A 7,729-nucleotide genomic window follows, 5' to 3' on the forward strand; every position below is an offset into this window, starting at 1 on the left:
TCCCCCGCCCCGCCCAACTCCCTCCCGCCCCCCTCTGTTTCACCGGTCGAGCCGAGACCATCGGCAGCCTGCGGGCCACACTCGTGTCGACCGGGGCCGGGGCCGGCCACCCTCGCGTGGCCGTGGTCAGCGGCATGGCGGGCGTCGGGAAGAGCGCGCTGGGCGTGCAGGTGGCGCACGGGCTGCGGGCCGAGTTCCCGGACGGCCAGCTGTACGTACGGCTGCACGGGGCCACGCCGGGCGTGCCGCCGCTCACCGTCGGGCAGGCCCTCGCCGCGCTGCTCCGCGACCTGGGCGTGGAACCGCGGGGCGTCCCCGAACACCCGGACGCGGCAAGCGCGTTGCTCCGCTCGCTCCTGGCGCCCACCCGCACCCTGCTCGTACTCGACGACGCCGTGAACGCCGCCCAGGTCCGCCCCCTGCTGCCGGCCGGTCCCGGCTGCGCGGTGATCGTCACCAGCCGCTCGCCCCTCACCGCGCTGGACGGCGTGACCCGCTTCCCGCTCGTCCCCCTCTCCGACGAGGAGAGCGCCGAACTGCTGCGGGCCGTCTCCGGACGGGACGGCCTCGACGGTACGCACCCTCTCGTCGGTCTCACCGGACGGCTGCCGCTCGCACTGCGGATCGTCGCGGCCCGGCTCGCCGCCCGCCAGGTCCTCACGCCGGACGCGCTCGCCGGTCAACTGGCGGCCAGCGACGGACGGTTGTACCACCTGGAGTACGACGACCTCAGCGTGCGCCGCTCGCTCGCGGTGGCCCTCGACGCGCTGCGGGCCTCGGACCGCGAGGCCGACCGGGACGCCGCCCTCGCCCTGCGCCGGATCGGCGCGCTCGACCTGCCGACGTACGGGGTCCCGCTCCTCGCCCGGCTCCTGGGCACCGGCGAACGCCGGACCGAGGCCGCCCTCGACCGTCTCGTCGACGTCGCCCTCCTCGATGAGACGGCGTACGGCCGCTACGCCCCGCACGACCTCGTACGCGACTTCGCCCGCGAGGTCGCCCGGGAGGCGGCGGAGGGGGAGGCCCCCGGCCCAACGGACCCCGAGCTCACGGCTTCCGGCCCCACGGGTTCCAGCTCCACGAACCCGGACCCCACCGACATCGCCCTCCACTGGTACATCGCCTCCGCCCGCCGGTGCGTACCGGCCCTGATCCCCTCCGGTGCCGACCGCGACAACCGGCTGGGTGCGACACCGGCCGAGTCGGAGCGTTCGGGCGACACCGGCAGTGAGGCCGTACCGTTCGCGTCGGCCGCCGAGGCCGTCGCCTGGGGGGACCGCGAGGTGGCGAACGTCGTCGCGCTCGTCGAGGGCCACGCCGCCGCGTCCCCGCTGGTCCCCGTCCTCGTACGCGCCCTCTTCCCGTATCTGCAGCGCCGTGGCCGGCTGCGCGAGCTGTCGGTGCTCGGGCGGCGGGCGCTGAAGGTGGCGCGGCTGCTAGGGGACGACGCCGCCGAGGCGATCGCGCTGTCCGACCTGGCGGGCCTCTACTTCATGCAGGGACAGGCGGGCAAGGCGCTCGTCCTGACCGACCAGGCCCTCGCACGCTGGCGCGGCCTGGGCGTCGTCTCGCGCATCCAGCGCTGCCTGAACAACCGAGGGCTGCTGCTGGAAAGCCTGGGGCGGTACGTCGAGTGCGAACTCGCCCTGCGGGAAAGCCTGGAGCTGGCGCGGGAGCTGGGCGACCTGGACGGCGAGGCCGTCGCCTACAGCAACCTCGGCAACCTCTACGAGCACTCCGACCCGCGCGCCGCCATCGAGTGGCACGAGCGGAGCCTCGCGCTCGGCGAGACCATGGGCGACTCCCGGGTCCGCGAGTCGGGGCACTGCAACATCGGGTACGCCCACCTCACGCTCGGCGAACCGGCCCGTGCGCTGGAGCACTTCGACCGTGCCCTGAGCGTCTCGGACGGGGTCGACTGGCAGAGCGGCTCCCAGACCCGCCTCGGTCTCGTCCGTGCGCTGCGCGGCCTCGACCGCACCGAGCGGGCCGCCCGCGAGTGCGCCCTGCTGCTGGCCCGCGCCGAACTGCGCGCCGACCGCTACACCGCCGGTCTCGCCCGGCACCAGCAGGGCCTGCTGTACCGGTCGGCGGGCCGCACCGACGAGGCGTACGAGCAGTGGGAACTGGCCCTCGACGACCTGGACGGCACCGACAGCACGGTGACCGACGAACTGCGGGAGCTGTTGCTGATCCGACTCAACGGGCCTTTGACGCAAGGGAGTTGAGCGAGACTCAACGGGAGGCAGACAGCGTGCGCCCCTCTCGCTTCGTCCCCGCTCACCTCGGCCCTCTCGCTTCGCCCCCGCTCACCTCGGCCCTCTCGCTTCGCCCCCGCTCACCTCGGCCCTCTCGCTTCGCCCCCGCTCACCTCGGCCCCTCTCACTTCGCGTCCGCCAAGAACTCGACGGGAGGCAGACAGCGTGCGCCCCTCTCGCTTCGTCCCCGCTCACCTCGCACCCCGCTCACCTCGCACCCCGCTCACTTCGCGTCCGCGTAACACTCCACCACCGCTGTCGTGAACGGAAACCGCACCGGCGTCTCCCCGAACGTCAGCCGCCCCGCCAGCTCCGCGGCCTCCCGGATGGCCTCGACCACCGTGTCGGCCTCCGCCGCCGGGCAGTGCACCATCACCTCGTCGTGCTGGAAGAAGACCAGCTCGGCCGCCATGTCCCGGCAGGTGCGGCGGAGCGCGGCGAGCACGAGGAGGGTCCAGTCGGCGGCGCTGCCCTGGACGACGAAGTTGCGCGCGAAGCGGCCCCTGGCACGGGAGTTGGTGGAGGCGTACCCCGGCACCCACTCCTGGGCGTCCCCGGGCTCGGCGCCCTCGCCCGGCACGCCGACCTGCTCGCTCTCCGGAATCCCGGCCTCCTCCCCCGAGGAGTCCGACCCCACCGCCGGCGGGCACGTCCGCCCGAGCCAGGTCCGCACGAGCCGCCCCTCCTCGCCGGCCCGCGCCGCGTCGTCCACGTACGCCACCGCCTTGGGGAAGCGGCGGCGCAGCAGTGCGAGGTTCTTGAGGCCGTCGCCGGAGGTCTGGCCGTAGACCGCGCCGAGCACGGCGAGCTTGGCCTGTGCGCGGTCGCCGGAGAAGGCGCGGTCGGACACGGACTGGTAGAGGTCGGTCTCCCGCCCGGCGACCTCCATCAGACCGGGGTCGCGGGAGATCGCGGCCAGGACGCGCGGCCCCATCTGGTCGGCGTCCGCGACGACGAGCCGCCAGCCGGGGTCGGCGACCGCGGCGCGACGGATGACCTTGGGGATCTGCAGCGCGCCCCCGCCGTTGGTCACCCAGCGCCCGGTGACGGTCCCGCCCGGCAGGTACTCCGGTCTGAACCGCCCGTCCCGCACCCAGTCCTGGAGCCACGACCAGCCGTGGGCGACCCAGATCCGGTACAGCTTCTTGTACTCGACGAGCGGCTTCACGGCCGGGTGGTCGATCGTCTCGATCTCCCAGCGCCGAGTGGATTTGATCTTGATTCCGGCCTGCGCGAAGGCCTTGATGACATCGGCGGGCAGATCGGGCCGCACCCGTCTCCCGAACGCGGCCGACACCTCGTCCGTCAGCTCGGCGAGGCGGCGCGGCTCGCCCCCGCCCGTGTACCGCTCGCCGAGCAGTTCGTGCAGCACGTCCCGGTGCACGTCCGCGCTCCACGGCATCCCGGACGCGTTCATCTCGGTCGCCACGAGCATGCCCGCCGACTCGGCGGCCGTCAGCAGCCGCATCCGCCCGGGGTGCGCGGCCGCGTCGTGTCTTCGCTGCTGGTGCCCGTACACCTCGATGAGCTGTTCCAGCGGTACGTGGACGGGGCGGGGCTCGAAGAGGGAGGACTGCGAGCCGGGCTCGGCGGAGCGCTGAGGGGGATCGGGCGGCACGGGGCCGCCGCGCAGTCTGGCCAGGGCGGCTGCCGCCGAACGGGGTTCGCCGAGCCGCCCCTCGTGGCCGAGGAGGAGGGTCTCGGCGGCCTCCATGTCGTAACACCGCTCCACGCGGACGCCCGCTTCGCGCAGCCGCGGATAGACCTCGGCCGTCGACCGCCACACCCAGCGCGTGACGTCCGGCCGGGACCGTACGGACTCGGCGAGATCCGGTTCCCGCAGGACCGGTCCGGCGGGCAGCCCGTCGGGGCCGAGGGGAGCGAGCTCTGCGCCGCCGTCCTCGGCCGGCGCGAGAGCCCACCGGTCGGTCATGACTGCGAGTCTCGCAGGAGGGTCTGACAACGGCCCTGAACTGTGAGTTCGGGGCCGTGTCCGGCACCGGGCACAAGCACTGCCCGGTGGTCGGCCGGTCAGTCCTCCTGGAGGGACTTCCGCACCGTCTCCAGCGCCTCGGCGACGTTCGCCTCGGCCGCCGCCTTGTCGACGCCGAGCCCGCTGAGGAGGCCCGCGCCGGCCTCGTGCTCCAGGAGCGCGAGCAGGATGTGCTCCGTGCCGATGTAGTTGTGGCCGAGCCGGAGGGCCTCGCGGAAGGTGAGTTCGAGGGTCTTCTTGGCGTTGCTGTCGAAGGGGATGAGCGCGGGTACGTCATCGGCGCTCGGCGGGAGGGCGGCGGTCGCGGCCTCGCGCACGGCGTCCAGGGTGACGCCCTGCGCGGTGATCGCCTTCGCTCCGAGGCCGTCGGGCTCGGCGACCAGGCCGAGGACCAGGTGCTCGGTGCGGATCAGGTCGTTGCCCGCGGACTTGGCCTCGTTCTGGGAGGCGATCACCACGTTCCTGGCCCGTGGCGTGTAGCGGCTGAAGCCCTGGCTGGGGTCGAGGTCCGACTCCGCCTTCGGCACGAACCGCTTCTGGGCCGCCTGCCGGGTGACCCCCATGCTCTTGCCGATGTCCGTCCAGGACGCACCCGAACGCCGGGCCTGGTCCACGAAGTGACCGATCAGATGGTCGGCCACATCGCCGAGGTGATCCGCCGCGATCACCGCGTCCTGGAGCTGGTCGAGAGCGTCTTCGTGAACCTTCTTGATGGCCTCGATCAGATCGTCGAGGCGTACGGAGGTGGTGGCACGTGGATTCGTGGTCATGCGTCAACCGTAGGTTGACAGTGGAAGGGCGTCAACCCCGAGTTGACACTTGCCGGGCCGACCCCTCCCCGACGCGTGACACGATCGAGGAATGAGCAGTACGCCCAGCACCGTGGAGCGCGCCTTCGAGGCCGCCCTCTACGCCGATTCCGACGCGGCCCTCGACACCGGCGCCTCGCTCCTCGCCTCCGACCCCGCGTCCGACGCCGAACTGGCCCGCCGGGGCGAGGAGTTCATCGAGGGAGCCTGGCGGCGCGGCTGGCAACCCGCCGATGTCGTACGGATCGTGCGCCGCGAGCTGGACGACACACACATACGCCTGGTGTCGGCGCTGATCCTCGACGAGAGCCGCCGCAACGAGCGGCCCCGCGGCCCGCGCTGGACGGCACAGCTCGAAGAGCTGACCACCGGGGTCGCCGAGGCCGCCGGGGTCTCCGGGACGAAGGCCCGGCCCCGCCCCGAACCCCGCACCGACCGTTTCTCGTACGCCACCGCCGTACTGGGGCTGTACCGGCTGCTGCTCCGCCTGCCCTCCATCGAGCCGCTGGACGTGGACGTGCCCAAGGCGGCGGCCGGCGCCCCGAAGGACTCCCGCATGCTCACCCGTATCCGCGCGCTGCTCGCCAAGGCCGAGGCGACCGGGTTCCCGGAGGAGGCTGAGGCGCTCAGCGCCAAGGCGCAGGAGCTGATGGCGCGGCACAGCATCGACGAGGCGCTGCTCGCGGCCCGTACGCACGCCAAGGACGCGCCCGGCGCCTGCCGCATCGGCGTCGACCCGCCCTACGAGACGGCCAAGGCGGTCCTCCTCGACGCGGTGTCCGGGGCCAACCGCTGCCGGGCGGTCTGGAACGAGGCCCTCGGCTTCTCGACCGTCGTCGGCTTCGAACCCGACCTGGAGGCCGTCGAACTCCTCTACACCTCACTCCTCGTGCAGGCCACCGCCGCGATGACGAAGGCGGAGGCGGCACAGCGGGCGGGCGGCAGGAAGCGTACGAAGTCCTTCCGTCAGTCGTTCCTCGCCGCGTACGCCCATCGCACAGGCGACCGGCTGGCGGAGGCGGCGGAGGGGCAGGTGACGGCCGGTGAGGGGGCGTTGCTGCCCGTTCTGGCTGCCCGGGACGTGGCGGTCGCGGACGAGACGGAGCGGATGTTCCCGGCGACCGTCACGACCAGGCTGCGCGGGGTCAACGACGCGGCCGGCTGGGAGGAAGGAGCCGCCGCGGCGGACCGGGCCCAGGTGAGGGCACGGCCGCCGCTGCGGTGACCCCGGCGATTCCGGGTCGGCGGCTCAGTCGCCGACGCGCTGGAGCGGGCCCACCGAGGCGTCCGGCTCGCTCTCGCTCAGCAGCGCGACCTCGCCGTACTTCCAGGGGAAGGACAGGTCGGTGCCCTCGCCGGGCAGGCCGAACTTCACGGTCTTCACGGCAGCACCCTTCGTCGCGTCGCCCGCGGGCCCCCGTACGTACGTGATCGTGAAGGCGGTGGTCTCATCCGGCTTGAGGGTCAGCTTCTCCGGCTTCGCGGACTCCTCCGGGGTGAGGGACCAGGTGGTGCCGCCCGCGTTCAGGTCGACGCGGGGGAAGCCCTCCAGGGTGCAGTCGCCGCCGGAACGGTTGGTGAGGGTGACGGAAACGCTCCCGGTGTCGCCGGCGGCCGGGGCCTCGCTCGCGGCGACCTCCTGCCCGACCTGGTCGGCCCTGCACGCGGTGGAGCGGGCGGCGGATGCCGAGCTGTCGGCCTTCTTGTTCCCCTTGTTCGCCTTGGCGCCGCTGCCCTCGTCGTCGCAGGCGGTCAGGGCGAGGGTCGCCACGAGGGCGGTGAGTGCGGAGACGGCTATCGGTCGGGCGCGCATGGCTTACCTCTGACTTCCGGGACCTGCTTCTGGGTCCGGCTTGCGGGGACTTCCGTTGCGTGGCGGTGCTCGTAGATCATCCGTCATCCGTCATCCGTCATCGGCTATCGGCTATCGGCCATCCGTCATTCGTCATCGGTCATCGGCCATCTGTATCGGTCACCGCTATCGCTATCGCTATCGGTATCGGTATCGGTATCGGTCACCGGTGTCGGTCATCGCGCGGCGTACGCTGGCGCGGTGAGCTGGCGACGGGCGCTGAAGGACACCGCGCGCTCCGGCATCGCTGTCGAGAAGAAGCGGCTCGAACCGCTCATCGCGGTGCGCGGAGCCGCGGGACTCGCGATCGTCATCGCGCTGAGCCTGTGGCTCTTCGGCCCCGCGGCCGCCGCGAGTTCGGCCTTCGGCGCGTTCCAGGCGGCGATCGCGACCTTCCAGCGAAGCTGGCGTCCCCGCCCCGAACTGGCCATCGCCTCCGGTACGAGCCTCGCCGTGTCCACGTTCCTCGGTTACCTCACCATCTCCAAGGAGCCGCTCTTCCTCGCGCTGCTGGTGGTGTGGACCTTCGCCGCCGGGATGAGCTGGGCCGCGGGCCCGACCATCGGCCTGATCGCCTCCTCGAACGTGGCGATCATGCTGGTGACGGTCACCCTGCCGACCTCCGTCGCCCAGGCCGCGGGCCACGCCGCGATGATGATCGTGGGCGGCCTGGTGCAGGCCGCGCTGATCATCCTCTTCCCCGTACGACGCTGGGGCGCCCAGCGCGACGCGCTCGCCGACGCCCTGGCCGCCGAGGCCGACTACGCGCGCAGGCTGCGCCACGAGCCGGTCGCGTCCTTCGACCCGCAGCCCCACC

The 7,729-nt window shown here is 72.9% G+C and carries 6 protein-coding genes; 3 read left to right on the forward strand and 3 right to left on the reverse strand.

The window, feature by feature from the left end; all coding sequences use genetic code 11:
* Nucleotides 1–2,228 (forward strand): tetratricopeptide repeat protein (locus O3Q52_RS44335; RefSeq protein WP_269654188.1); only part of this gene is annotated, 2,228 nt, incomplete at its 5' end.
* Between the two features lie 253 nt (nucleotides 2,229–2,481).
* Here the strand turns inward: O3Q52_RS44335 and O3Q52_RS44340 are convergent.
* Nucleotides 2,482–4,191, reverse strand: a complete 1,710-nt coding sequence (locus O3Q52_RS44340) for a bifunctional 3'-5' exonuclease/DNA polymerase (protein ID WP_269654189.1) — start codon at nucleotides 4,189–4,191, stop codon at nucleotides 2,482–2,484.
* 98 nt (nucleotides 4,192–4,289) lie between these two features.
* Entirely contained in the window at nucleotides 4,290–5,021 is a 732-nt protein-coding gene (locus tag O3Q52_RS44345) for a Clp protease N-terminal domain-containing protein (RefSeq protein ID WP_269654190.1), read from the reverse strand.
* A 91-nt stretch (nucleotides 5,022–5,112) separates the two neighbouring features.
* Here O3Q52_RS44345 and O3Q52_RS44350 point away from each other — a divergent pair, with 91 nt between their 5' ends.
* On the forward strand, nucleotides 5,113–6,285 hold the full coding sequence (locus O3Q52_RS44350) for a DUF2786 domain-containing protein (RefSeq protein ID WP_269654191.1): 1,173 nt from the start codon (nucleotides 5,113–5,115) through the stop codon (nucleotides 6,283–6,285).
* Between the two features lie 24 nt (nucleotides 6,286–6,309).
* On the opposite strand, the gene O3Q52_RS44355 is transcribed toward O3Q52_RS44350, so the two are convergent.
* Nucleotides 6,310–6,873 carry a DUF4232 domain-containing protein gene (locus O3Q52_RS44355; protein WP_269654192.1) on the reverse strand — a complete coding sequence of 188 codons (564 nt, stop codon included), beginning with the start codon at nucleotides 6,871–6,873 and terminating at the stop codon, nucleotides 6,310–6,312.
* Nucleotides 6,874–7,113: 240 nt separating this feature from the next.
* Here O3Q52_RS44355 and O3Q52_RS44360 point away from each other — a divergent pair.
* Nucleotides 7,114–7,729, forward strand: a 616-nt coding sequence (locus tag O3Q52_RS44360) for an FUSC family membrane protein (protein ID WP_332113002.1), incomplete at its 3' end; no start/stop codon positions are given.

It is taken from the genome of Streptomyces sp. ActVer, assembly GCF_027270795.1.
In the GTDB taxonomy this organism is placed as follows: Bacteria; Actinomycetota; Actinomycetes; order Streptomycetales; family Streptomycetaceae; genus Streptomyces; species Streptomyces umbrinus_A.

Excerpts from the sequence above, each read along its gene's own strand:
- O3Q52_RS44340 (WP_269654189.1), bottom strand. The coding sequence starts at position 4,191 with ATGACCGACCGGTGGGCTCTCGCGCCGGCCGAGGACGGCGGCGCAGAG.
- O3Q52_RS44345 (WP_269654190.1), bottom strand. The coding sequence starts at position 5,021 with ATGACCACGAATCCACGTGCCACCACCTCCGTACGCCTCGACGATCTG.
- O3Q52_RS44350 (WP_269654191.1), top strand. The coding sequence starts at position 5,113 with ATGAGCAGTACGCCCAGCACCGTGGAGCGCGCCTTCGAGGCCGCCCTC.
- O3Q52_RS44355 (WP_269654192.1), bottom strand. The coding sequence starts at position 6,873 with ATGCGCGCCCGACCGATAGCCGTCTCCGCACTCACCGCCCTCGTGGCG.